This window comes from uncultured Thiocystis sp. (assembly GCF_903866365.1).
Classification (GTDB): Bacteria; Pseudomonadota; Gammaproteobacteria; order Chromatiales; family Chromatiaceae; genus Chromatium.
In genome coordinates this window covers 1-23,380 of sequence record NZ_CAIPNF010000107.1, presented here as the reverse complement: position 1 = coordinate 23,380, position 23,380 = coordinate 1, and the positions used below count along the sequence as shown (strand labels likewise).

24 protein-coding genes are annotated in these 23,380 nt (G+C 62.6%); 7 read left to right on the top strand and 17 right to left on the bottom strand.

The genetic code is table 11. The features are described 5' to 3' along the window. Nucleotides 1-175: 175 nt before the first annotated feature. From QZY07_RS06625 to rsxA, 16 genes are all read right to left on the bottom strand, one after another. On the bottom strand, nucleotides 176-667 hold the full coding sequence (locus tag QZY07_RS06625) for a DUF6030 family protein (protein ID WP_295400868.1): 492 nt from the start codon (nucleotides 665-667) through the stop codon (nucleotides 176-178). Nucleotides 668-864: 197 nt separating this feature from the next. Continuing rightward, nucleotides 865-1,491: a hypothetical protein gene (locus tag QZY07_RS06620; protein WP_295400866.1), complete on the bottom strand. Its 627-nt coding sequence runs from the start codon at nucleotides 1,489-1,491 to the stop codon at nucleotides 865-867. Nucleotides 1,492-1,766: 275 nt separating this feature from the next. Continuing rightward, complete coding sequence (gene ccmD, locus QZY07_RS06615; RefSeq protein ID WP_295400864.1) at nucleotides 1,767-1,934, bottom strand: heme exporter protein CcmD; 168 nt, start codon at nucleotides 1,932-1,934, stop codon at nucleotides 1,767-1,769. Next, nucleotides 1,931-2,689 (bottom strand): cytochrome c biogenesis protein CcsA, encoded by a 759-nt coding sequence (ccsA, locus tag QZY07_RS06610; RefSeq protein ID WP_295400862.1) that lies wholly within the window; start codon nucleotides 2,687-2,689, stop codon nucleotides 1,931-1,933. Before ccsA ends, ccmD begins: the two co-directional genes overlap by 4 nt. A gap of 126 nt (nucleotides 2,690-2,815) precedes the next feature. Further along, the gene (locus tag QZY07_RS06605; RefSeq protein ID WP_295400860.1) at nucleotides 2,816-3,073 is read right to left on the bottom strand and encodes a ribbon-helix-helix protein, CopG family; all 258 of its coding nucleotides are present in this window, start codon (nucleotides 3,071-3,073) and stop codon (nucleotides 2,816-2,818) included. Between the two features lie 26 nt (nucleotides 3,074-3,099). Continuing rightward, nucleotides 3,100-3,771, bottom strand: a complete 672-nt coding sequence (ccmB, locus tag QZY07_RS06600; protein ID WP_295400858.1) for a heme exporter protein CcmB — start codon at nucleotides 3,769-3,771, stop codon at nucleotides 3,100-3,102. Nucleotides 3,772-3,777: 6 nt separating this feature from the next. After that, nucleotides 3,778-4,395 carry a cytochrome c biogenesis heme-transporting ATPase CcmA gene (gene ccmA / locus QZY07_RS06595; protein ID WP_295400855.1) on the bottom strand — a complete coding sequence of 206 codons (618 nt, stop codon included), beginning with the start codon at nucleotides 4,393-4,395 and terminating at the stop codon, nucleotides 3,778-3,780. 105 nt (nucleotides 4,396-4,500) lie between these two features. After that, entirely contained in the window at nucleotides 4,501-6,699 is a 2,199-nt protein-coding gene (gene rlmKL / locus QZY07_RS06590; RefSeq protein ID WP_295400853.1) for a bifunctional 23S rRNA (guanine(2069)-N(7))-methyltransferase RlmK/23S rRNA (guanine(2445)-N(2))-methyltransferase RlmL, read from the bottom strand. A 194-nt stretch (nucleotides 6,700-6,893) separates the two neighbouring features. Then, complete coding sequence (locus tag QZY07_RS06585) at nucleotides 6,894-7,310, bottom strand: YajD family HNH nuclease (protein WP_295400851.1); 417 nt, start codon at nucleotides 7,308-7,310, stop codon at nucleotides 6,894-6,896. Nucleotides 7,311-7,590: 280 nt separating this feature from the next. Next, complete coding sequence (locus tag QZY07_RS06580) at nucleotides 7,591-7,869, bottom strand: RnfH family protein (RefSeq protein ID WP_295400849.1); 279 nt, start codon at nucleotides 7,867-7,869, stop codon at nucleotides 7,591-7,593. Between the two features lie 18 nt (nucleotides 7,870-7,887). Continuing rightward, entirely contained in the window at nucleotides 7,888-8,589 is a 702-nt protein-coding gene (locus QZY07_RS06575; RefSeq protein WP_295400846.1) for an electron transport complex subunit E, read from the bottom strand. Nucleotides 8,590-8,625: 36 nt separating this feature from the next. Next, the gene (gene rsxG / locus QZY07_RS06570; RefSeq protein WP_295400844.1) at nucleotides 8,626-9,288 is read right to left on the bottom strand and encodes an electron transport complex subunit RsxG; all 663 of its coding nucleotides are present in this window, start codon (nucleotides 9,286-9,288) and stop codon (nucleotides 8,626-8,628) included. After that, on the bottom strand, nucleotides 9,285-10,376 hold the full coding sequence (locus tag QZY07_RS06565) for an RnfABCDGE type electron transport complex subunit D (RefSeq protein WP_295400842.1): 1,092 nt from the start codon (nucleotides 10,374-10,376) through the stop codon (nucleotides 9,285-9,287). The genes rsxG and QZY07_RS06565 overlap by 4 nt, the downstream gene beginning before the upstream one ends. Nucleotide 10,377: 1 nt before the next feature. Further along, entirely contained in the window at nucleotides 10,378-11,898 is a 1,521-nt protein-coding gene (gene rsxC, locus QZY07_RS06560; RefSeq protein ID WP_295400840.1) for an electron transport complex subunit RsxC, read from the bottom strand. 5 nt (nucleotides 11,899-11,903) lie between these two features. Continuing rightward, nucleotides 11,904-12,437: an electron transport complex subunit RsxB gene (gene rsxB, locus QZY07_RS06555; RefSeq protein ID WP_295400837.1), complete on the bottom strand. Its 534-nt coding sequence runs from the start codon at nucleotides 12,435-12,437 to the stop codon at nucleotides 11,904-11,906. A gap of 58 nt (nucleotides 12,438-12,495) precedes the next feature. Further along, on the bottom strand, nucleotides 12,496-13,071 hold the full coding sequence (gene rsxA, locus QZY07_RS06550) for an electron transport complex subunit RsxA (protein ID WP_295400835.1): 576 nt from the start codon (nucleotides 13,069-13,071) through the stop codon (nucleotides 12,496-12,498). A gap of 468 nt (nucleotides 13,072-13,539) precedes the next feature. Here rsxA and nifL point away from each other — a divergent pair, with 468 nt between their 5' ends. From nifL to QZY07_RS06525, 5 genes are all read left to right on the top strand, one after another. Beyond that, nucleotides 13,540-15,180 (top strand): nitrogen fixation negative regulator NifL, encoded by a 1,641-nt coding sequence (gene nifL / locus QZY07_RS06545; protein ID WP_295400832.1) that lies wholly within the window; start codon nucleotides 13,540-13,542, stop codon nucleotides 15,178-15,180. Between the two features lie 17 nt (nucleotides 15,181-15,197). Further along, nucleotides 15,198-16,787, top strand: coding sequence for a nif-specific transcriptional activator NifA (gene nifA / locus QZY07_RS06540; protein ID WP_295400831.1), 1,590 nt, complete (start codon nucleotides 15,198-15,200; stop codon nucleotides 16,785-16,787). Between the two features lie 60 nt (nucleotides 16,788-16,847). After that, nucleotides 16,848-17,744, top strand: a complete 897-nt coding sequence (gene bchO, locus QZY07_RS06535) for an alpha/beta fold hydrolase BchO (protein WP_295400829.1) — start codon at nucleotides 16,848-16,850, stop codon at nucleotides 17,742-17,744. Between the two features lie 223 nt (nucleotides 17,745-17,967). Continuing rightward, the gene (locus QZY07_RS06530; protein WP_295400826.1) at nucleotides 17,968-19,467 is read left to right on the top strand and encodes a phytoene desaturase; all 1,500 of its coding nucleotides are present in this window, start codon (nucleotides 17,968-17,970) and stop codon (nucleotides 19,465-19,467) included. Then, nucleotides 19,460-20,518 carry a phytoene/squalene synthase family protein gene (locus QZY07_RS06525; protein ID WP_295400824.1) on the top strand — a complete coding sequence of 353 codons (1,059 nt, stop codon included), beginning with the start codon at nucleotides 19,460-19,462 and terminating at the stop codon, nucleotides 20,516-20,518. The genes QZY07_RS06530 and QZY07_RS06525 overlap by 8 nt, the downstream gene beginning before the upstream one ends. 312 nt (nucleotides 20,519-20,830) lie before the next feature. Here the strand turns inward: QZY07_RS06525 and QZY07_RS27325 are convergent, their stop codons facing one another. After that, nucleotides 20,831-21,196: an NAD(P)-binding protein gene (locus QZY07_RS27325; protein WP_363183833.1), complete on the bottom strand. Its 366-nt coding sequence runs from the start codon at nucleotides 21,194-21,196 to the stop codon at nucleotides 20,831-20,833. 82 nt (nucleotides 21,197-21,278) lie between these two features. Here QZY07_RS27325 and QZY07_RS06510 point away from each other — a divergent pair, with 82 nt between their 5' ends. After that, a complete protein-coding gene (locus QZY07_RS06510; RefSeq protein WP_295400822.1) occupies nucleotides 21,279-22,148 on the top strand; it encodes a polyprenyl synthetase family protein in 870 nt (289 codons plus the stop codon). Nucleotides 22,149-22,628: 480 nt separating this feature from the next. Beyond that, nucleotides 22,629-23,380 (top strand): chlorophyll synthesis pathway protein BchC (gene bchC, locus QZY07_RS06505; RefSeq protein ID WP_295400820.1); only part of this gene is annotated, 752 nt, incomplete at its 3' end.

Below are 23,380 nucleotides of genomic sequence, written 5' to 3'. Positions count from 1 at the left end.
TGGCGTCGATTATAATTAAGTTTATTATTAGAGTTAATTTAATCGATAGCGGTTTGTATTTTTTATAGCCAAGTTAATAATTAGTGGCTTTCTACAGTTAATTCTGTTGAAGTACTTAAGCCGAGCCGGTTGAGCGAGAGCAAAACCATCTTCGGCTGGAGTGACTTGTTAGCTACTACTCTTGGAAAAATACCTTGACTTCATGGCCTTTACCTGTTGGCCAGTCTATTCGCATGACCTCGATTTGTGTGACCCCAGCATTAGCCGATGCTTTCTTTCCATTCGTGATTGCGCTTGATATCTCGGATGGCAACTTTTTTCCGGTGAGTTTGGGGCTGAGAGCCTGAGCGGCTTTTAGAAGCTCTGCATAGGCTGATGCTGCCAAAGCCTTATTGTTGATATTTAGTACCAGCTTTACGAGCTTGGCTTCTGAGGGGCCGCCCTCAACGTAAAATGCCAAATTATTCGCAAGCGGCGCACCTGTGCCAATATCTTTGTATGGAGAGGAACAGCCAAACTCGTTGTCGTATTGGTTTTTCCAGCCTCTTGTAGCTAAGCCACTATTTGTCAGGTAGCTGCAAACGGTTGATGGATCGGTGCTTAAGAAGGTCGCGTTGGCTGGACCAGCAGCTCCGGCAAGCAAAAATGCAGCAAAGATAAAGCGCATATTTTCTCCCCTGTATGGCTGACGTGACGGTTAAGCGATCCTACTGGTACGACGTTTCGGAATGAGCACCGCACCGTCAGCGGGGTCCGCTCTTTAACCGATTTTCAGGCCAATATTTGATTGTAAGACTTGATCCCGATGTTTTGACCTCGATGTTTCCCCGGTCGCTTAACCCATCCTACCTCGCTATTCCATATTTAAATTCTCGATTTCGCGTATTTCTCCAGTTTTTCGAGAGATTCAATTGCCTCAAAGCCACCTGATGGTTTGTTGACAATCCATCCAGATCCGCTTTTTGTAGCAATAAACTGATATCCTTTAGATTGCAAAATGCGCATACAATGATTTGCTCTACGTCGATATTCTGATTCAGCTTTATTGCCTTGCGCCAATGCGGCTTCTCGTTCTCTCTCAACCCTCATTGCTGCACTCGCAATTACCAAGACAGCACCGACAATGAGTAATGCAAAACCCCATTCAAGCTGGACGGATTGAATTGCTGCATCTGCCAAACCACGAAATGGATTGCTTGCAAGCTCTGATTCCATATCTGCTTTTACTTGAGATATTTTTGAATGAAAGTTAATGAATGTAAAAAGCATGATGCCAAGGCTTACAATGCCTGTAAACCAAAGCCCCTTGTATTTTTCTGCCAGTACCAAAACTAAAGAAATTAAAGCCAAAACCAAGACGATTGAGCCATCACCTCTACCATTTTGAAAATAGTTCACATCCCCCATAATTGGAACGCTCGCAATAGGCGCAAAAACCCCGATGCAAAGAAAGATGGAACCAATAAGACCGATCAGTTTTTTTGTGGTCATGATTTCCTAATTTTCCGAACCGCTAAGAGTGAGTTAGACAAAATCCGTAATTACCACGCTAGACAGATTCTACGTTTGCCGTACTAGACGGAACTGCCCTAATCTCCAAGATGGCGTATCGCGTCTTCCCGCGTGGTACCCGGCGGGGCTGCTGGTCAGCAGAATTCGGAAGCCTGATGAAAGGCGATCTTGGTCCCGATGCCCCCCGCCACAGGGTAAGGCTTCTGCTCTGCACACCTTCGCCAGCCACTGCCAACTGCCAACTGCCAACTGAACTACCGTCCATCCTCCCTACGCATCCGAATCAATCGACCTAGACGAGACAGAATGGTTCGCCGTTCCGCGCGAAGTTGCAGGATTTCGGCCAGCAGCAGGAGCGCGACCATGCCGTAGGCGCCCCAGACGAAAAAGGCATAGCCGCCTTGCGAGAAGAATTCGGTCATGCCTTATCTCCGTCGGTCAAGAGTTCGCGCACCCAGGCGCTCTCCGCTTCGCGCGTCAGGATGATGCCGCGCAGACGCATGAAGGTGGTGGCGAATGAATACATCCAGAAGGCCAGGGTCATGGTCAGCATCGCAAAGAGGATGTTGCCGTCCATGCGGCCCAGGCCGGAGCGCTGATGCAGCGCCGCGCACTGGTTCGGGTCCGGACAGTTGATGGACCAGAAGATGACCGGGACCATGATGAGCCCGACAATCGCGAGCAGGGCCGAGGCGCGATCCGCGCGGCGGACATCGTCGATGGCCGAATGCAGCGCCAGGTAACCGATATACATGAAAAACAGCACCAGTTCGGAGGTTAGTCGCGGATCCCAGTCCCAATAGGTGCCCCAGCTCGGGCGCCCCCAGAAGGCGCCGGTCCAGAGCGCCAGGAAGGTGAAGATGGCCCCGGTCGGCGCGATCGCGTTGGCCATCATGAACGACAGCCGGGTGTTGAACACCAGCCCGATCGCGGCCCAGCCGACCATGACGATATAGAGCCACATCGACATCCAGGCCGAGGGCACATGGATAAAGATGATGCGGTAATACTCTTTCTGCGGATTGTTGCCGCCGAGCCGGTCGACCGTCTCGAAGAAACCCCAATAGAGGCCGACGAGGAGCAGAATGACCGTCAAAATCCAGAACACGGGAATGAGTCGTCCGGCGATCGGGTAGAACGAGGGAGGGGAGGCGAATTTGAACCAGTTCAAGGTCATTGAGTAGAGCCAGTGGTAGTGAGGAGCCGAGGTTTGGCGCGAGGCTTCATGAAAGTAGCTCGAAGGCGCCCTGACGGTGCCCCTGCTGAATCCGATCGGTGGTGAAGCCAGTATCGACCAGAATCATTACGGTTGTTTCCGACGAATCGCATCCGCAACCGCGCGCTTGGATTCCCTCGCTGGAGCGACTGCGTAGCCACCTTCACCAAGAGCAAGCTCGCAGTAGATATCGTATGGCTTGCGATGCGCCTGCGTGACCGCCTCAGTCTCGTAGGCGCTCAGGCCCCGCTTCAGGATTTCCGAGATGGAGATCCCGGTTAGATTGCGCAGACGCTCCAGCGTTTTCTCGGCTTCATCGTCGAGACGGACAGTTCTTGTGCCCATGATTTAGGTCCGATCTTGAAAGAATACTATTCAATGGAAATCCGCAACGCCGCCGCCGAGGCAACCGGAGCAAAGATCAAGGCCACCATCAGAAATGCCCCCAACAACGTAAGATACGGCATGGTATCTGACAAATCGATGACACTGACCTCCACCGCGCCCGCGCCATAGACCAGCACCGGAATATACAGCGGCAAAATCAGCAGCGACAACAGGATTCCGCCGCCACGCAGGCCGAGCGTGAGGGCCGCGCCGATAGCGCCGATCAGGCTCAGGACCGGGGTGCCGAGCAGGAGCGAGAGCATCATGACGCCGATGGCCGTTTCTGACAGGTGATACTGCATGCCGACCAGGGGAGCGATCAGCACCAGCGGCAGGCCGGTCAGGAGCCAGTGGGCGGCAATCTTGGCCAGCACCAGCAACGCCAGCGGCTGGGCCGTCAGCAGCATCTGTTCGAGTGTGCCGTCGTCGTAGTCCGCCGCGAACAGTCGCTCCAGGGCCAGCATCGAGGCCAGCAGCGCGGCCACCCAGACCACGCCGGGGCCGAGGATGCGCAGTACCTGATGCTCGGTGCCGACGCCGAGCGGAAACAGGCTTACCACGATCACGAAAAAAAACAGCGTGGTCAGCACGTCCGTGCGCCGGCGCAGGGCGAGCGTCAGGTCGCGCGTGAGAATGCACCAGAAGACTCGCAACATGACGCTTCAGTTCCCCAGATCCAAACGTTCGACCTGACCCGAGGTCAGCGGAACTTCCTGATGCGTCGTCAAAACCGCCAGTCCGCCCGCGTCGACATGCGTCGAAATCAGGCTTTGGAGCAGGGTCACGGCATCGACGTCCAGCGCGGTGAAGGGTTCGTCGAGCACCCAGAGCCGGGAGCGGGTCAGGATAAGTCGGGCCAGCGCGACGCGCTTTTTCTGACCCTGGGAGAGCATGCGGGTGGGGAGATCCTCGAAACCCGCAAGCCCGATGCGTTCGAGCGCCTCCCAGATGGCGGGTCGGTGTACGTCGTCGCCGTCGAGGGTGGCGGCGACCGCCAGATTCTCGATACCGGTCAGATCGCCCTTGATGCCGTTCAGATGGCCGAAATAGAGCAGATCCCGCCGGTAATCCTCGCCCAGACGACGGATGGATTCGCCCTGCCAGCGAATCTCGCCGGCATCCGGGGTAAAGAGACCGCAGAGGGTGCGCAGAAGGGTAGTCTTGCCGCTGCCGTTGCGCCCGCGCACATGCAGCAGGGTGCCGGCGCCGAGGGCAAAATCCAGGTCGGAGAACAGCCGCCGGTCGCCGCGCCGGCATTCCAGCTTCGTTACTTCAAGCATGTCTGAGTTTGGATCATGTTGTGCGGCGGGATCCGATCCTTTGGCGCGGGCAGGCTGGCGCAAGGGCCGGCAGCATCGCTGTCATGATTGGGCGAGCCGTATGGCTCATGCGGTTGAACGCGCAACCATAAACGCTTGGGGCGATTTCGACAACCGCGCAATCTTCCAGCAATGATGGATCCGCGGATTCCGGGCAAAATCCCGTGGCAGGGTCTCGGCGCTGATGTCCGTCACCTCCAGCCCCGCCAGTCCGTCCAGATCGATGCGGAAGCGGCGCAGGTTGTTGGAGAAGATCAGCGTCCCGTCCGGCTCCAGCAGGCGCAGCGTGGAATGGATCAGGCTCACATGGTCGCGCTGGATATCGAGCGTGCCGTACATGCGCTTGGAGGTCGAAAAACTCGGCGGGTCCAGAAAGATCAGGTCGTACTGTCGTCGGCCTGCCGTGCGGTCCAGCCAGCGCAGACAGTCGGCCTGGACCAATTCGTGTTGCTCCAGATCGATCCCGTTCAAGGTCAGATTGCTCTGCGCCCAGTCGAGATAGGTATTCGACATGTCCACCGTGGTGCTGGAAAGGGCGCCAGACCTGGCCGCGTAGACGGTCGCCGTGCCGGTGTAACCGAACAGATTCAGGAAACGCTTGCCCGCCGCCAGCGTGCCGATCAGGCGGCGCACGTCGCGATGGTCGAGGAACAGGCCGGTATCCAGATAATCCTCGAAATTGACCAGGAAGCGATGCCCGCCTTCGGCGACTTCGTGAAAATGGCCGGTTTCGTCGAGACGCTCGTATTGCTTTGGTCCCTTCTGGGGTTGACGCACCTTGAAGTAGACCTGTTCGCCGGGCACTTCAAGAACCTCCGGGATCAGACCCAGCGCCTCGCGTAGGCGGTGACGGGCTTTCTTGGGATCGATGGTGGCGGGAGCGGCGTATTCCTGCACCTCCACCCAGCGCTGTTCGCCGGCATAGATGTCGACGGCCAGCGCGTATTCGGGCAGATCGGCGTCATAGAGGCGTAGACAGTCGATCTGTTCGTCGCGCTGCCATTTGCGCAACGCCTTCAGGTTTTTTTTGAGCCGGTTGGCAAGCATCTCGGCGCTCGGGCTGCGCGCTTCCGGCGGCAGGGGGCGTGGCTGGTTGGTGACGAAATAACGCGGTTCGACCTGAAAATGCAGGAGTTTGCACTCGATGGGGCCATTGTAGAGTGTGTGCATTCTGACCGCGCGCAGGCCCATGTACTTGCCCAGATCTGGGGTGCCGGTGAAGAGCGCCGCGCGCCAGCCGAGGAAGCGATCCTTGAGGACCGCGCCCAGGCGGGCGTAGAGGGCCGGCAGTTCGTCCTCCTCCCCCAGCCGCTCGCCATAGGGCGGATTGACGATGACCAGGCCCTCGTCCTCGACCCGGCCGGGTCGGCAATCCGACAACTCGCGCCGCTCGAAATGCGCCAGCCCGGCGAGTCCAGCCCGTGCCAGATGGTGGATGGAGGCGCGGATCGCGTTGGGATTCTGGTCGTAACCGCGCAGCGCGCCGAGTCGCTTTAAACCGGCGTCGCGACGGATGTGGGCTTCGTCGAGCAGGCGTTGCCAGACCGCGTCATCGAACTGGGTCCAGCCGTGGAAGCCGAAGCGCTCGCGCAGCAGTCCGGGTGCGATGTCCGCCGCGATCAGTGCGCCCTCGATGACCAGCGTGCCCGAGCCGCACATGGGATCGAGCAGCGCGCCGCCCTCGGCGGCGATCTCCGACCAGCCGGCGCGCAGCAGCAGGGCGGCGGCGAGATTTTCCTTCAGCGGGGCCGCCGAGCCTTCGTCCCGATAGCCGCGCAGATGCAGCGAGTCGCCGGACAGGTCGAGACTGATGCCGACGGTGTCCTGATGAGCATAGACATGGATCCGCAGGTCGGGATGATCCTGATCGACACTCGGACGCCGCCCGAGTCGACTCATGAAGTGGTCGGCGATCGCATCCTTGACCCGCAGCACGGCGAAGTGCGGATGATTGATGCCCTTCAGGTCGCCGTCGAACTGGACGGCGAAGGTGCGCTCCGGCGTCAGATGATCCTCCCAGCAAATGTCCGCCGCCGCCGCGTAGAGATCATCGGGTCCGCTGGCCGGATACTGGCCCAATGGCAGCAGGATTCGATTGGCGATCCGCGACCAGAGACAAGCTCGATAACCGTCTTCCAGGCTGCCCGAGAAACGCGCGCCGCCGCGTGTTTCGGTGGCATCGGGCATGCCGAGCCGGATGAGTTCCTCGGCAAGCAGACTGCCCATGTGCTTCGGGGCGGAGGCAAAAAAAAGATGCGGGGACATGCGGGTCGGGGACTCCTGGGGAGGGGCGTTGGGCGTTTTAAGGTGATTTCCGAAACAAAGGATCCCGCTCAATTGTTCTCCAATGGATCACGAATCGCACTGAAGGTCGGCATTGGATCCAGGTGGGAAACGCTTTTTGGGAAATGGCCCGTGACGCCGCGCCGCGGCGTCACGAGTGCCGTGATATCGCAGCCCTAATCGCTCTTCTTGAGCAGGCCGGCGAGCGCCTCGAAGGGGTTATGCGTCGTCTGTATTCCAGTCCCGCCACGGGCGCCGCCGCGACCGGCGGCCAGCGCGGCGAGATGTTCCTCGTACTTCTGATGCTCGTTGTCGTGGCAGTAGAGACACAGCAACTCCCAGTTGCTGCCGTCGGGCGGATTGTTGTCGTGGTCCATATCCTTGTGATGGACCGTCAGCTCGCGGAGGTTCTCGCGGGTGAAGGTCCGCGCGCAGCGCCCGCAAACCCAGGGATAGAGCTTCAGCGCCTGGTCGCGATAACCCGCCGCGCGCTCCTCGCCGGCCTTGCGCGCGTCCGCGACGACGCGGTCGAGCTTGGCGCTGTCGATGGGTTTGCCGGTTTTGCCGTGACGTGGGCCGTTGGTCGTGGCCATGTTGGGGAATCCTCGATGAGGGAGCCGGTCCGCGCGATGGGACGCCCGTTCCGTTCTCCGGAGACATCGCGGAAGCGCGCCCGGCGAGTTCAGCGACTGGGCGAGGATCCATCCAGGGCAGGGGACGGGACGATGGCTCCCGAGAATGACGCTGTTGGAGTCTGTAATCCGAAGCGCCGGATTGTATCCAACATCCTGACGGAATGTTAGCGCATCCGCTCGGGATTGCCGAGTGGTGCTCGGCTTCTTCGCTTCGCTGCTGGCAGCGAGGGGTTGAGATCTAATCCTCTGCATCCGTGTCCCGGTCGCGTCGCTCGACGGTTTCCGGGTCGGCGGTGATGGGTCGGTAGATCTCGACCCGGTTGCCGTCGCTCAAGCGGGCGTCGAGCGAGACGATCTTGCCGAAGATGCCGACCTTGTTGCTCGCGAGATCGATGTCCGGGAACTGGTTGAGCAGGCCGGAGCGTTCGATCGCATCCCGCACCGTGCTGTCATCCGGTACGTCCAGTTTGAGCCAGGTCTGTTTGAATTTGTCTGAGTAGGCGACGCCGATGTGCATGGGATCGATGACCTCCGGTTAAGCCGTCTTCAAGGCCAAGGATTCACGCCGTTTGGCCGCTGCCGCGCGCGCATCGATGACCCGCTTGCCGGCGAGCAGAAAGCCCAGGGCCAGGAAGCCGCCGGGCGGGAGGATGGCGAGCAGGAAGCCGCGATAGTTCGGGATCAGCGTGAGTTCGAGGAAGGACATCGCCTGCCCGAGCAGCAGTGAGGCACCCGCGAAGAGTGTGCCGCTGCCGATGATTTCACGCACGCCGCCGAGTACCACCAGGATGGCCGTGAATCCGAGCCCCATCATGAGCCCATCCAGCGCTGAGGACGCAACCGGGTTTTTCGAGGCAAAGGATTCGGCGCGTCCGAGGATGGCGCAATTGACCACAATCAGGGCGATGAAGAGGCCAAGCACCTTATGCAGCTCATGGGCATAGGCGTTGAGTCCGAGATCCACCAGCGTGACGAGGGTGGCGATGACCACGATGTAGACCGGGATGCGCACCTCCGGCGTGACCAGGTTGCGGATCAGTGACACCAGGATATTGGAGACGACCAGCACGGCCGTGGTCGCCAGCCCCATGCCGAGTCCGTTGGTGGCGGTGCCGGTCACTGCCAGTGTCGGACAGAGCGCCAGAGTCTGGCTGAGAACGACGTTGTTGGACCAGAGGCCGTCGCGCACGATCCGGCCCCATTGGATGCCTGCTGTCTTGTCTGTCGCTGTGGTCATGATGGCTGCCGGTCTCTTTAGGACAGTTGTCAGTTGTCAGTTGTCAGTTGTCAGTGGGGTGCCGCTGGCTTGAAGCGCGGGTTGAGCGATGAACTCGTCGCGATGGGCGGCGAAGAACTCCAGCCCGCCCTTGAGCGCGCGGACCACCCCGCGCGGGGTGATGGTGGCCCCGCTGAACTGATCGAAGTCGCCGCCATCCTTCTTGACGCCCCAGCGTTCCGCCGGCGGGTTGCCGAGCGAGAGCCCGTCGAAGGTCAGGATCCAGTCGCTCTTGGCGGTCTCGATCTTGTCGCCGAGCCCTGGCGTCTCCTTGTGCGAGAGGACGCGCGCGCCCAGAACCTTACCGTCGGCTCCGACGCCGAGCATGACCGCGATCTCGCCGGCGTAGCCGTTGCCCGTGACCTGAAAGGCGACTGCGGTGACTTGTCCCCCGACCAGCGCCCGATAGACCAGTGTCTGGGTGCCGCTGGCGTCGTTCAGGGTGAGGGTGTTGGCCAGCAGGTCGTTCTCGTGCAGCGCCGACGGAATGACCTGCTCCAGCGATGCGTTCATATCCTCGGCCTGGCGCTGGGCGATGGGCTCGCGTGTCATCCGATCGGCGACGACCAGCAAGGTGGCGGCGAGCGCCACGGTGGCGCCAAGCAGCAGGCCCTGATAGCCGATGCCCTGGCGGAAGTTGGACCATGCCAGTGCGCTCATCGGCTGACCTCAAGCTCATCGGCGTATTCGATGGGGCTGCCCTTGCGATTGCGACCGTAGACGCGGGGGCGGACATAATGATCGATTAAGGGGGTGCAGGCGTTCATGAGCAGCACCGCGAAGGCGACCCCCTCCGGGTAGCCGGTCCAGGTGCGGATGACATAGACCAGCAGGCCGCAACCCGCTCCGAAAAGGATCTGGCCCCGCAGCGAAACCGGCGAGGTCACCAGATCGGTGGCGATGAAGAAGGCGCCGAGCAGGGTCGCGCCGGACACCAGATGATAGAGCGGCCCGGTGTAGTGTTCCGGATCGATGACGTGCATCAGGGTCGCGATCAGCGCGAGCGTGCCGAGCATCGCGAGCGGGATATGCCAGGTGATGACGCGCTTGGCGATCAGGAACAGCCCGCCGAGCAGGATCAGCAGCGCGGAGCCCTCGCCCAGGCTGCCGGAGAACGTGCCCACGGCATCCGTCAGCGGCGTGTAGAGACCGGGCAGGATCTCCGAGAGGACGTGTCCCTGCGCCAGTTCGGTGCGCACATGCCCTAACAGAGTGGCCCCGGAGTAGGCATCGGTCGACTGTCCGCCAAAGGTGATCGCCAATCCTTGCAGCCAGTCCGGGCTGCCGGCCGCGAACAGTGGCGCGGGGTTCACGAAGCGGGTCAGCTCCAGTGGAAAGGAGATCAGCAGCGCAACCCGCGCGACCATCGCCGGATTGAAGAGGTTCTGGCCGATGCCGCCGAACACCTGTTTGGCGACAATGATCGCGATCAGTCCGCCAACCACGCCGGTCCACCAGGGCGCCCAGGGCGGCAGGGTCATCGCCAGCAACCAGCCGGTCAACACCGCCGAGCCGTCGAGCAAAAAGGGTCGGATCGGTTTGCCGGCGATCCGCAGACAGGCCGCCTCGGCAAGCAGGACGGTGACCAGGGTCACCAGGAACAGATAGATCGCGGGCCAGCCGAATTGCCAGAGACTAAAAACCGTCGCCGGCAAGAGTGCCAGCATCACCAGTCCCATGGTTCGGGAAATGCTGACGCGCTCGTGGGCGAAGGGTCCGGCGTTGGGCGCGGGTGTCTCGATGCTCATTTCATGCCTCCGCTTCGACTGCCGACGCCGGGGTCGGCAAGGGCGTGGGCTTGTCCGTGGACAGCTCCGCCGCCGCCTTCTTTTTGGCGTCGGCCTCGCGCTTGCGCGCCGCCATGGCCTCGCGCTTGGCCCGCTGGATCGCCTCGATCCGCGCGGTGCGCTGTTCGATCAGCCGTTTGGTTTCGGCCTGCTTCTGTTTGGCGCGACCGCGCGCGGCCATCTCGCCCTTGGCGTAGTTGAAAAATTGCACCAGCGGGATGTGCGCCGGACAGACATAGGCACAGGAGCCGCAGCCAATACAGTCCATCAACCCTCGGCTGACCGCCCCCTCCAGCTCGCCGGTGCGGGTGTGCGCGGCCAGATCCAGCGGCACCAGCCCGCAGGGACAAGCCTGAACGCAACTGCCGCAGCGGATACAGGGCATGGGTTCGCGCAGGTTGGTTTCTGCGGCCGTCAGCGCCAGCACGCCATTACTGCCTTTGACCATGGGGACACGGGTACTCGGCAGGGGTTGCCCCATCATGGGGCCGCCGCTGAGCAGTCGCGCCGGTTCTTCCCTGAACCCGCCGCAATAATCGAGGAGATCCTGCACCCGCGTCCCCAGCGGCACCCGCAGATTGCGCGGTCGCGAGATGGCGCCGCCGCTGACCGTGACCACCCGCGATACCAGCGGATAACCGAACCGCAGCGCCTCATGCACGGCAAAGGCCGTGGCCGGGTTATGGACCACCACGCCGATATCCGCCGTCAGACCGCGCGCCGGGGTCTCGCGTCCGGTCAGGGTCTGGACCAGATGCTTTTCCGATCCCATCGGATAGCGGGTCGGCAGGCGGGCGATCTGGATATTCGGATGGACCGAGGCGGCGCTGGCCATCGCGGCCTGCGCCTCGGGCTTGTTGTTCTCGATGCCGATGACGATCCGCGCGACGCCCAGCGCGTGGGCCATGATGCGGATGCCATCGATCACCGCGTCGGTTTGCTCGCGCATCAGGCGGTCGTCGCAGGTGAGATAGGGTTCGCACTCGGCGCCGTTGATGACCAGGGTGTGCAGCTTGTATTTCTTGCGTAGATTGAGCTTGACCGCCGCCGGGAAGGTCGCCCCGCCCAGCCCGACGATCCCGGCCGCGCCCACCCGCGCGGCGATGTCGTCCGAATCGAGCGCGAAGGGATCGGCGACCCCTTTGATCTGATCCGACCAGCGGTCCTCGCCGTCGGGCTGAAGGGTCACGGTCGGCACCGACAAACCCGAGGCATGATGGGCCGGATAACTGCCAACGCCGACGATGCGCCCGGAGGTGGGCGCGTGCACCGGGGCGGAGATCATGCCCTGACCCTGCGCGATCAGATCGCCCTTGGCGACCCGCTGACCGCGTCGCACCGCCGGGCTGGCGGGCGCGCCGATATGCTGCTGTAGCGGGATATGCAGCAGCGCCGGCATGGGCAGGGTCTCGATGGCCTGCCCAGCCGCCAGTTGCTTGCGATCGTCCGGGTGGACGCCGCCGCGGATCTTGAAGAGTTTCATCGCATTCATCCCGCCAGAGCCAAGGGCTTGGGCCAGAACCAGGTCTGGAGTGTCGCGGTCATCGGGCGCATCTCGATACACTCGGTCGGACAGACCTCGAAGCACAGCTCGCAGCCGATACAGGCGTCGGCGAAAACGCTGTGGATCATGTTGTTCGCGCCCATGATCGCGTCGGTCGGGCAGCGTTTGAAGCATTTGGTGCAGCCCACGCAGAGGTTCTCGTGGATGTGCGCGATCGTCGGCGGTTTCTCGGCGACCCCGGCAAGATCCACGGCGACCCCGAGCAGGCTCGCCAGTTCCTCGGCCAGGGCACGGCCGCCGGGCGGACAGAGCGTGACCGGAGCGGTGCCGGAGGCGATGGCCTCCGCCGCCGGTGCGCAGCCCGGATAACCGCACTGACCGCATTGCGAGCCGGGCATCAGGGCCGCCACTTTTTCGGTCAGCGGATTGCCCTCGACCTTGAGATAACGCCCGGCGACACCGAGTAGCCAGCCCAGGATCAGGCTGAGTGTGGTGAGACTGGCAATGGCGGCTAACATGTCTGCGATGCCCTCGGTTGGTCAGTGGTTAGCATGGCGTGTCCTGGGGTGCAATCCATCACGCCAACCCCGCAAAGCCCATGAAGGCCAGCGACAGCAGGCCGGCAACGATGAAGGCGATGGGCGTTCCGGCGAAGGCGGCAGGTACCTGGACCAGCGCCAGACGCTCGCGCAGACCGGCGAACAGGATCATGACCAGGGTGAACCCGAGCGCCGAGCCAAAGCCATAGAGGACGCTTTCGAGAAATCCGTGCTCTTCCTGGACGTTCAACAGGGCGACGCCGAGCACGGCGCAGTTGGTGGTGATGAGCGGCAGATAGATCCCCAGCACCTGATAGAGTGTCGGCGACATCTTCTTCACCACCATCTCGGTGAACTGCACCACGGCGGCGATCACCACGATGAAGGTCAGAATCCGCAGAAACCCGATGTCCAGCGGGCCGAGCAGGAAATGCTCCAAAAGCCAGCCGGCGACCGAGGCGAGAGTCAGGACAAAGGTCGTCGCCAGCCCCATGCCGAGTGCCGAGTCGATCTTGCTGGAGACCCCCATGAAGGCACAGAGCCCGAGGAACTTGACCAGCACCACGTTGTTCACCAGTGCGGTGCCGAGGATCAGCATGAGATACTCGCCCATCTTGAAATATGTCTCTGTGCGTCAAACTTGATGAGTCAGGGGATGCAAGGGCGATGCCAGCGATTTCGGCAGGCGTGCCGTGCGTGTATCCCGGTGACCTCCAGGGTGGAGAGGCAGGCACCCGGAGTTGTCGAAACAAAGGCTTGCTTGAACGGGTCGACGCGCTGAAACGGCCAGTCGCGGTTCATGCCGAAGGCGACAATCGATCTTCCCGCGACGTCGTTCTGTCATGACGGCAACAGAATTTTTGTTGCAGCGCAGTGCGATTGTTGGAAAACTCACAGCGTCTTTTCCCGTCGCTTGCGCTCAAGCACTCGTGACGAAAAGGCAATCCGGTTTGTTTCTTGCCTAAATTTTTTCATCTTTTAAACCGCGTCCCGCCGTGTATCGTGGGCGACCCGCGAGGCTGGAGTCATCCGCAACCGCGTCTGACACGCTGGACGCGGTTTAAAATACCAGGAGAACGCCGTGCCCGTTCGACATGCCCCGGAGCCCGTCCAGCAGGCCGTGATCAACGCGCTGAGTGACTTTCTCGCTTCGCCGCCTGAAGGCACACCGCCGGAATTGATCGAGGCGCTGTCCCTGATGGGCGACAATCCTTCCTACCCGCTGCCACCCCGGCTCTTCTTCGCGGCGGTCGAGCAGTCGCCGATCGCCATCTCGATCACCGACGCCAAGGCCACCATCCTCTATGCCAACCTGGCCTTCGAGACCCTGACCGGCTACAGCCGCGAGGAGGTGCTGGGTCAGAACGAGGCGATCCTGTCGAATAACGCGACCCCGGCCACGGTCTACGAGCATCTGTGGCGGACCATCGAGCGCAAACAGACCTGGACCGGTACCCTGGTCAACCGCACCAAGCAGGGCGGCGACTACCTGGCGGAGCTGATCATCTCTCCGGTTCTCGGGCACGATGGCGGACTCCAGTATTTCCTCGGCATGCACCGCGACGTGACCAAGGTGCACGAGCTGGAAGGTGCCCTGCGTCAGCAAAAGGCGCGCATCGAGACGGTCCTGGATGCCGCGCCCGTGCTGGTCGTGCTGCTCGACAGCGAGGGTCGGGTCATCCTCGATAATCAGGAATACAAAACACTGCTTGGCGATCTGCGCGGCAAGGAGCCGGTCGACGTGCTGCGCGTCGCCATCGGCGAACAGCTCGGCATGGACGCCTTCGCGGCCTGTCTCGATGGCCACGGCTTCAAGAATGTCGAGGTCGGCATCGATATCCACGGGCATCCGGGACCGCGCTGGTTCTCCTGTTCGGGGACGCCGGTCGACGAATCCGACCCCTCGGCGCGGAGCTTTTTCGGTCAACAGGCACAGGGTGAGCGCCGCTTGCTGCTGCTGGCCAACGAGGTCACCGGACGTCGCCGCGAGATCGAGCGCGCGCAACTGGAGCATCTGCGTGCCAGCCTGGCCGAACAGCAATTGATGCACGGCATGCGCGAGGCGCTGGCGGCGGCCATCTATCAGATTCAGGTACCGCTCAACGTCATCAACGCCGCCGCCGGCATGCTGCGCAGCGGCGCGGGGAACGTGGAGACCCTGGCGGGAATGCTCGACCAGATCAGCGACTCGGGTGCCCGGGCGCTGGCCACCCTGAACGCGGCCCTGCCCGAGGGACCGCGCGAGGCCGGGGTCATGGTCAATGTCAATGCACTGTTGCGTCAGGTGCTCGAACTGGAGACCGAACGCCTGCTGGCGACCGGCATCGTAGTGGACTGGCAGCCGGCCTCCGTCCTACCCGAACTGCCCGGCCACCAGAACCAGTTGCGCTCGCTGTTCAAGCATCTGATCGATAACGCCATCCAGGCGCTGCGCGAATCCAGCCGTCCGCAGCGCGAGCTGCGCCTGAGCACCCGCCGTCTGGACAACAGCGTGGAGATTGAAGTCCAGGACAATGGTCCCGGCATCGCCCCCGAGGATCGCTACCGGGTCTTCGAGCCCTTCGTGATCGGCTGGCGCAATCGTCGCGGTCGGGCCGGAATGGGGCTCGCGCTGGCCCAGGAAATCGCCAACGCCCATGGCGGATCGATCGAAGTCGATCCCGAGCAAACCGACGGCTGTTTGATCCGCGTGTCCCTGACCGCCGTGCTACCGGACGAATAATCGTGCCAGAGCGAGCCATGAATTCTCCTGTCGCCGATTTCGGCAACGCTGAAAACTCCCTGCGCCTGGCCCTGCTGGAATCCCAACTGGCCGCGCTGTTCGAGGTGAGCAGCGTGTTGAGCCGTTCGTTGAATCTGCGCCAGACCCTGCGCGAGGTACTCGGCGTTCTACACGATCAGGGCCGGCTGAGTCACGGACTGGTCTGTCTGCTCGACGAAGAGCGCGGCGAGCTCTTGATCAGCGCCATCCACGGCAAGGACGCAGAACCTTTTGAAAAGGTCAGTTATCAGCCAGGCGAGGGCGTGATCGGGCGCATTCTTTCCACCAACGCGCCCTGGATTCTGCCGCGGGTGGCCGACGAACCGAATTTTCTGGATCGTCTGAACCTCTATGACAGGGAACTCCCCTTCATCGGCGTCCCGATCCGCTGCGGCGAGGAGGGCGCGATCGGTGTCTTCGCCGCCCAGCCGCCCGCCGGAGAAGGTCTGCTCGCGGACCGTTCGCGCTTTCTCGAAATGGTCGCCAACCTGATCGGACAGGCGGTCCGTCTCGCCCGCAGCGTCGAGGCCGAACAGCAGGCGCTGCGCGAGGAGCGCGATAAACTGCGCCGCGAGGTCAAGGGCAGCCACGGTTTCGACAGCATCATCGGGCGCGCGAACGCCATGCGCTTGGTCTTCGATCAGGTGCGTCAGGTCGCCAAATGGAATACCACGGTGCTGATCCGGGGCGAGTCCGGAACCGGCAAGGAGCTGATCGCCAACGCCATTCATTACAACTCGCCGCGCGCGCGCGCGGCCTTCATCAAGCTCAACTGCGCCGCGCTGCCGGATAATCTGCTGGAGTCCGAGCTGTTTGGGCACGAAAAAGGCGCTTTCACGGGTGCCGTCAGTCTGCGCAAGGGTCGCTTCGAGCAGGCCGACGGCGGTACGCTCTTCCTCGACGAGATCGGCGAAATCACACCCGCTTTCCAGGCCAAACTGTTGCGGGTGTTGCAGGAAGGCGAGTTCGAGCGTGTCGGCGGCGGACGGACGCTAAAGGTCGACGTGCGCGTGATCGCCGCCACCAACCGCGATCTGGAGGCTGGAGTGCGCGCCGGCGAGTTCCGCGAGGACTTGTATTACCGCCTCAACGTCATGCCGATCCGCATGCCCGCGCTGCGCGAGCGCATTGAGGATGTCCCGGATCTGGCGCGTTTTCTGGTCGACAAGGTCGCCCGCCTGCAGGGCCGCGAACTCGAAATCACCGACAGTGCGCTACGCATCCTGATGCGGCACGACTGGCCCGGTAACGTTCGCGAGCTGGAAAACTGCATGGAGCGCGCCGCGGTCATGAGCGAGCAGGGCATCATCGATCGGGATGTCATCAATCTGACCGGGATCGACGCGAGCGCCGCCGGAGCGGATTATTCTCCGTCCACGACCAGCGCCGCCGCGCCGGCCAGCCCGATCGATCTCAACGACCCCGACCTGGACGAGCGCGAACGGGTCATCGCCGCACTGGAAGAGGCAGGCTGGGTCCAGGCCAAGGCCGCGCGCCTGCTCAACATGACCCCGCGCCAGATCGCCTATCGGATCCAGACGCTCAATATCCGCATGCGCCAGTTTTAAGCCGCGTTAACGACAGGGTGAGACCGATGTTGGCGATTCGCGAAAAGAGCGGGATGTCGCATGTCACTGCATGAGGCCCCCTGTTGGGAACGGGACGGTCGCGATTGGCCGAACCGGGAATTCAGTCATTTCGTGTCGGCGGGCGGTCTGCGCTGGCATGTCCAGCAGATGGGCGAGGGTCCATTGCTCCTGCTGCTCCATGGCACGGGGGCAGCGACGCATTCCTGGCGTGAGTTCGCGCCCATGCTGGCTGATCGCTTCAGGTTGATTGCACCGGATCTGCCAGGTCATGGTTTCACCACGGCGCCACCCTACGAGCGCATGTCCCTGCCCGGCATGGCGGCGGCCATCGGCGATCTGATCGAGACGCTGGGGGTCGCCCCGGATTTGGTGCTCGGGCATTCGGCGGGGGCGGCGATTCTGCTCCAGCTCTGTCTGGAAGGCAGGATTGCACCTCGCGGTCTGATCAGTCTGAACGGCGCGCTCATGCCCTGGCGCGGTCTGCCGGCGCATGTGTTCTCGCCCGCGGCCAAGTTGCTTGCGGGTAACGCGCTGGTGTCGCGCGTCTTCGCCTGGCGCGCGGGCAATCGACGCGAGATCGAGCGTCTGGTCGCGAGTACCGGTTCGACCCTGACGCCGGCCGGCGTCGATTTCTACCAGCGTTTGATCCGCTATCCATCGCATATCCGGTCCACTCTCTCCATGATGGCCAACTGGGATCTCACGCGCATCGAGCGGGATCTGGGGCATCTGCAAACGCCCTTGTATCTGGTGGTGGGCGAGGGGGATCTGACGGTCTCGCCGCGCGAGGCAAGCCGGGTGTGCGAGCGTCTGCCGAGCGCGGAGCTGATGACCCTGCCCGGCCTCGGGCATCTGGCCCACGAGGAACAGCCCGCTGACGTCGCCACGGTCGTGCGGCGGATTGCCGCGCGTCTGGGGCTTTTTGAGCAATCCTGAACAGCGTCGCGATCCTCGCAGATTTCCGCTCGACCGGAATGCGATCCACTTGACGCTCCATGGTCTTTTTGCAAGACGCTGAGATGCCCTCGCGACTGATATCTGTCAATCTTTGAGGCGAACACCGGGCTGACACGGCAAGGATCCTGCTATACTGTCAATCTGTATTGACATAGAATTAGGTAATGCAGACTTGACACTCGCGGCTTCCCACGTTCCCAAGATGAATTCCGATCGGACCAAACCACGCGCAGTCGTGATCGGCAGCGGTTTTGGCGGCCTGGCCGCCGCAGTGCGCCTGGGCGCGCGCGGCTATCGGGTCACCGTCCTCGAACGCCTCGATGCTCCTGGCGGGCGCGCTTACGTTCACCAACAGGATGGCTTCACCTTTGACGCCGGGCCGACCATCATTACCGCGCCCTTCCTGCTCGATGAGCTTTGGGGCCTCTGCGGGCGAGTCTTCGCGGACGAGATCGAACTCAAATTAATGAATCCCTTCTATCGGATTCGCTTCGACGACGGTCGGATCTTCGATTACAACGGTGACGCCGAGGCGGTCAAGGCCCAGATTCGGCAATTTTCGCCCGTCGACGCGGATGGTTACGACCGCTTCATGAAAAAGAGCGAAGCCGTTTGCAAGATCGGCTTCGAGCAACTCGGGCATATCCCCTTCACCTCCTGGACCGACATGGCGCGCATCGTCCCGGACATGGCCCTGCTGGAGAGTTACCGCACCGTCTACGGCATGGTGTCGAAGTACATCAAGGATCCGTTCATCCGGCAGGTGCTTTCCTTCCATCCGCTGCTGATCGGCGGCAATCCCTTCACCGTCACCTCCATCTACGTCCTGATCTCCTTCCTGGAGCGCAAATGGGGTGTGCATTCGGCCATCGGCGGCACCGGCGCGATTGTCAAGGGCTTGGTCAGCCTGCTCGAAGGGCAGGGCGGAACGATTCGCTACCAGGAAGAAGTCGCCGAGATCCTCGTCAAGGATCGCAAGGCGACCGGGGTGCGACTGGCCTCGGGCGAGGAGATTGCAGCCCCGGTCATCGTTTCCAACGCCGACGTCGCCAATACCTATCGCAAACTGCTGCCCGCCGCGCATCGGCGACGCTGGACCGACCCGCGCATCGCCCGTGCCAAATATTCCTGCGGGCTCTTCGTCTGGTATTTCGGCACCAAACGCCAGTATCCCGACGTGAAGCACCACACGATCATGCTCGGCCCCCGCTATCGCGAGCTGCTGGACGATATCTTCAAGCACAAGACGCTCGCCAAGGATTTCAGCCTCTATCTGCATCGCCCAACGGCGACGGATCCGAGCCTGGCCCCGGAGGGCTGCGATACCTTCTATGTGCTGGCCCCGGTACCCCACCTGGGCGGCGGGACCGACTGGGCGACCGCGGCCGAACCCTACCGCGCCCGGATCGCCCGCTATCTTAGTGAAACGATGCTTCCAGGGCTGGAAGATCAGATCGTGACCTCGCGGGTCACGACCCCCCAGGATTTCCAGGACCGCCTCTTGTCCTACCATGGGGCAGGATTCAGTCTTGAGCCTATCCTGATGCAGAGCGCCTGGTTCCGCCCGCACAACAAGAGCGAAGAGGTGGAAGGGCTTTATTTGGTCGGTGCGGGGACGCATCCGGGGGCGGGTGTACCCGGTGTCCTGTCGTCGGCCCGTGTCCTCGATACGGTGGTGCCCGATGCCTCAACTTATGTCTAACCCAATCGCTTCATCGACCGCTCATGCCTCGGCGGCCGATATCGCCGCCTGTCGCGACCTGCTGCGTTGCGGCTCGCGCTCGTTCTATGCCGCCTCCTTCCTGTTGCCACAGCGGTTCCGCGATCCGGCCATTGCGCTCTATGCCTTCTGCCGCATCGCCGACGATGCCATCGATTGCGTCGAGGGCGATCCGGTGGCCCAAGCCGCCGCCCTGGCCATGCTCCATGAGCGGCTGGACCGGATCTATGACGGCTGTCCGAGCGACGATCCGGCCGATCGTGCCCTGGCCGATGTCGTGGTGAATTTCGCCATGCCGAAGCGTCTGCTCGAAGCCTTGCTGGAAGGCTTCCAATGGGATGCCGAGGGGCGTCGTTACGAAGATCTGTCAGGGGTATACGACTATTCGGCGCGGGTCGCCGGCACGGTCGGCGCCATGATGGCGACCCTGATGGGCGCGCGGTCGGCGGAACTGGTCGCCCGTGCCTGTGATCTGGGCGTGGCCATGCAACTCACCAACATCTGCCGCGACGTCGGCGAGGATGCGCGCAACGGTCGGCTTTATCTGCCCCGGCAGTGGATGCGCGAGGCGGGGATCGATCCCGACGAATGGCTCAAGCATCCCGTCTTCAACGCATCGCTGGCGTCTGTGGTCCAGCGTCTGCTGCGGGCAGCGGATACGCTCTATCAGCGTTCGGATGCCGGGATCGCCGGACTGCCCATGAACTGTCGGGCGGGGATCAATGCCGCGCGGTATCTCTACTCCGAGATTGGGCGACAGGTGGAGCGGCAGGGACTGGATTCCATCTCCCGTCGCGCCGTGGTGCCGGTGCCGCGCAAATTGCAACTGCTGGCGCCGATCCTAGGCACGGTGGTGCTGACGCCGCGCTATGTCTCCGCGCCTGCCCTGGCGGAGACGCGCTTTCTGGTCGACGCGGTGGTTGCCGCCACGCCGAAAAATGCGGCATCCCCCCGCGCTGGCAATCGGGTCATCTGGGTGCTGGAACTGTTTGAGCAGCTTGAAGAGCGTGAGCGGGCGTTGAGTCTGCGCTGAATGAACGATAGCCGTGCCGGACGCGGCTGTCGTGTGCTGGCTGGGATGCGCGCTACACCGCGCCTGCCGCGAGGCGCGGTGGACGCGGTTTAATAGGCGTTTGACTGAACGCCCAGGGATTGCCAGGGGCTTGCGTAAGGCTTGATGCTACTCGGATTGCCCAGTCCTCGGACCCCTCGGTGCCCGATCAGACTCAGGACGCTCGGTCGCGAGTCGCGGATGAAGGCGTTTTCCAAGGTCTCGTAGATCGCTTTGGACTGGTCACAAAAGGCGCGGTATCCTTTACCCCATCCAGCTCGGCGAAGTCGCCGATCACGTCGATAGAGCGTTCCCGGTCGGCAAAGAGATCGAGCCGCTCCCGCTCGTTCCAGGCATGGCGCGCGATGGGTTTAATGGCCGCAGCCGCAGATAATCGTCCAGCGAGGCGTTGGCGTTGGCGAAGAGTTCGTCAAAGATCCAGCGCATGGTGAAGACCGTGGGTCCGGCGTCAATCCGCTGATCGCCGACGCGGACCTCGCGCATCTTTCCGCCGGGCGTTGCGGCGCGTTCGATGGCCCGGACCTGGAGTCCGCGGGCGGCAAGCGGGACCGCGGTCGTTAGCCCCCATGCCGGCACCAATAATGACGACTGTTTCCATGGGCATTGGATCGCTGTCTCCCTTGATTCGCATTGACGCATCGGATATTGATGTCTATTGTACATGACACAATTAAGTGTCAACTAATCCTTGCAAATGAAGACGGTTACCGGGGGATCACCGATGGATGCCGCAACGAGAATCGAGCGGGCCTTGTCCGCTGCAATAGACACGGTGGCGATCGCCGGTTGTCCGCCTCGCCTGACCGCAGCGGTCCGACATGCTGTGTTTCCCAGTGGCGCCCGGGTCCGCCCGCGCCTCTGTCTCGCGGTCGCCGCCGCGTGCGGCAGCCGCGATTTCGCGGCGGCCGATGCCGTCGGCGCGTCGATCGAACTGCTGCACTGTGCCTCGCTGGTGCATGACGATCTGCCCTGTTTCGACAATTCGCCCTTGCGGCGCGGCATGCCCTCCGTGCATCGCGCCTTTGGCGAACCGCTGGCCGTGCTGGCCGGCGATGCCCTGATTATCCTGGCCTTCGAGCATCTGGCGCGCAGTCTTGCCGCGACGCCCGAGCGTCTCGGACCGCTGCTGTTGACCGTCAGCCGCTCCGTGGGCATGCCGTTCGGGATCACCGCGGGTCAAGCCTGGGAATGCGAGCCGCAGGTCTCGGTCGAGGATTATCACCGCGCCAAGACCGGCTCCCTGTTCGCCGCGGCCACTGCGGCCGGCGCCCAGGTGGCGGGCGCGGACGCGGACGTCTGGCGGGTGGTGGGCGATCGCATCGGCGAGGCGTATCAGGTCGCGGACGATCTCCGCGACGTGGCCGCGAGCGCTCAGGAAGTCGGCAAACCGGTTGGCCGGGATGCACTGCTCAACCGCCCGAGCGCGGCTGGCGAGCTGGGTGTCGATGGCGCCATCGCTCGGCTCCGCCAACTGGTCAAGGGTGCGGTCGACGCGATTCCGGCCTGTCCGGGCCGCGATCAACTGGCCGAGGTGCTGATGGCCGAGTCGCGCCACATCATGCCGAAGAACCTGGCTCAGCGGGCGGCCTGACCGCTCATCCTGACTCCTTGAGCGCCGCTGGCGGCGCTGCGCGCGTTCCATAGTCAATCAATACCTCCGTGCGGATTCCTGATCGCCGGTTGGCCCTGCGTAAAGGAGTACTGGGCCTATATGGGCGCCGATGCGCCAGCGTCCGCGCGCGATCAGGCGATTTGCGCGGATCCGTCAGGTGCGACCTGTCGACCGATTCTGACCCAGCTTCTGCTGGCACTGCGCGCGGGTTAGGCGATTTCCGGATGTGCGGATCCTGGTGATCGGAAAACGTAACGACGATGAGGTTTACAGACCACTGGGCGAGAACAAACCGCCAGCCGATCCTGACACGACCCAGTGAAACGCAGCGATTTTCCGTCCTCGACGCTTGCGGTTTTTTATCAACCCAGATCAATATCCCGCCCTATCACCCTAGACTGACACTCAACTTTCGTTAAACTGGCGAATCCGTCCGATTCAACTTGTCGAGCCCACATCTTGAACCCCGATACGCCGACTCTCGAAGCACTCGCCGTCGTCCTCGAACAACCCGAACGTCTCTCGCTCCAGCGGCTCGCGCTCACGCCGCCGGGCGACGCCGATGTCGTGGTCGATATCGAATGGAGCGGCATCAGCACCGGCACCGAACGCCTGCTCTGGTCGGGTCGCATGCCGGACTTTCCCGGCATGGGCTATCCGCTCGTCCCCGGTTACGAATCCGTCGGTCGCGTTATCTTCGCCGGTCCGGAGGCCGGGCTGACGGTTGGGCAGCGGGTCTTCGTGCCGGGCGCGCGCTGTTATGGCGAGGTGCGCGGTCTGTTCGGCGGCGCGGCCTCGCGCGTGGTCGCGCCGGGCAGTCGGATGGTGCCGGTCGACGAAAAATTCGGCGAACAGTCCGTGCTGATGGCGCTGGCGGCGACTGCCTATCATGCCATCGCCGGCCCCGCCTCGCCCCATGTCGAATTGATCGTCGGACACGGCGTGCTCGGACGTCTGCTGGCGCGCATCGCGGCGCTGGGGGAAGGCAGCCGGCCGGTGGTCTGGGAGACCAATCCCGAGCGGAGACAGGGCGCCGAGGGCTACGGGTACGAGGTGCTGGCGCCGGACGACGACCCGCGCCGGGACTACCGTTCCATCTGCGACATGAGCGGCGATTCCGCCATCCTCGACAGCCTGATCGCCCGCCTGGCGCGCGGCGGCGAGATCATCCTCGGCGGCTTCTACAGTCAGCCGGTCGCCTTCACCTTTCC